The following is a 1735-nucleotide window of genomic DNA, read 5'->3' on the forward strand; positions in this document are numbered from 1 at the left end:
CGGTGGCTGTTCCCGGAGGGATCCGCCAGAAACGGTGCGAGGCTATTCCAGAGCGTGTCCGGCGTTGGGCTGTCGACTCGTTTGAGGAGTTCGAGCGCGAGCGCAAAATCTGACAGATCGTGATGCAGGCTTTCGTCCACCCGAGGTGCCTGGCTGGACGGGCCGACCGAGTCGGTGGCGTGAAGGTAGGACAGCGAGGGGTGTCGATTGAAGTAGCGAACGATGCTGGGCAACAGATGTCCGAGGGTCAGAAAGGGGCTGACCGAGGGGCGCGCTCCGCCCAGCGTGATGTGTCCGCCGCCGCCCGAATCGCTTTCCACCCCGTTGTACTGCAACCGCAACGGCGCAAGACGCTCCTGCTCCGCGGCGTTTTCCAAGTCGCGTAAATGTTGCAGCAGATCGACCGTGCAGGCGACCGGCGCCATGTTGATTTCGATCACCGCCGGGTCGGGCGTGATCGTCGTCCAACTGACGGTCGGGTCGACCGGCGGCGCGTGTCCGCTGAGCATCACGGCGGACAGGTCCATTTCCAGCGTGGCCGTTGAGATGGCACCGAGCAACCGGCCGAACAGTTCGACGTCGGGAATTTTGGGAAGCTCCAGATTCGCGACACCTTCTTGATCCGAGCAAACGATCAAATAGTTCCCCGACTCTGCCAAGTCGTCTTCGACTTCGGCGCCCACCACACGCTCGCTGTGCAGCGAGGATCTGGCCAGCGCGGGTTCCTGGGTGGCACAATTCGGCGGCGGGGTGCCATCGGTACGGAAAACGACACGTTCCCGCAGCGGCGATTGAACCGTCATCGCGTTCAAGCCGATCGCGCGGAGGGTTTTGGACAGCGTGGCGGCCAGCGCTGCCGGGTTGGATGGTGTGTCCGTTTTCGGCGATGCCGCGAGTGCGGGGTCGGGTGGGCCGGACCAGAGCCGTGCTCCGTCGCGTCGCGCGTAGATGCCCACCGACCAGCGTGGATGTGGTTCGCCGCCATATTGGCGACCGACACATCGCAGGACGGCGGCGCCTTGTTCGTGGCGTCCCAGCCGCGCCAGCATCTTCAGGGCGCGGTCCCGTTTGTCGTCGCCGAGGGCATCGAACAGCCACTGGGGAGACTCGGAGAACCGATCGGTGTAGGTCGGTTCAGCACCGACCCAGATCGATTGCCCCGAACGCGCCACACGCTCGTCGTGCGCCGCCAAGGCTTGCATCACATCGTCGTCAGGATCCATTGCGATTCCACATCGTCAAGCCTGTTTCATGAAAGGTGCCGCGTCTGGCCCGAGCGATTGCACTCGAGCCATCATGCACGAGCCAAGTATTCCCCGGTCCGGGTGTCGATCTTCAGCCGCTCGCCCTCTTTGATGTATTCCGGCACTTGGACCACCAGCCCGGTTTCCAGGGTCGCCGGTTTGCTCCGTGAGGTTGCCGAATTGCCTTTGACACCGGGGTCACATTGCGTGATCGTCAATTCCACGGCCGCCGGCAATTCCAGCCCCACGCAACCGTCGTTGTAAATCATCGCCCGCATGCCTTCCAAACCTTCGGTGACGTACTTCAATTCCTCTTCGACATCCTCCAGCGGCAACTCGTATTGCTGGTAGTCTTCCTTGTCCATGACGAACAGATGCGTCGCGTCGGTGTACAGCATTTGAACTTCGCGACGCGAGAAGTCGGCTTCTTCGATCACGTCGGTGCCTTTCATCGTGATGTCGACCTTGTTTCGGGTCAGGACATTGCGGGC

At 62.2% G+C, this 1735-nt stretch carries 2 protein-coding genes; both read right to left on the minus strand.

Translation table 11 applies throughout. The features are described 5' to 3' along the window. Window positions 1–1223 (minus strand): transglutaminase family protein (locus ABX749_RS31820; protein WP_372899579.1); only part of this gene is annotated, 1223 nt, incomplete at its 3' end. Window positions 1224–1294: 71 nt separating this feature from the next. Then, window positions 1295–1735, minus strand: a 441-nt coding sequence (locus ABX749_RS31825; RefSeq protein WP_372899580.1) for an elongation factor P, incomplete at its 5' end; no start/stop codon positions are given.

The sequence above is a fragment of the Stieleria sp. genome (assembly GCF_041595215.1).
Taxonomy (GTDB): Bacteria; Planctomycetota; Planctomycetia; order Pirellulales; family Pirellulaceae; genus Stieleria; species Stieleria magnilauensis.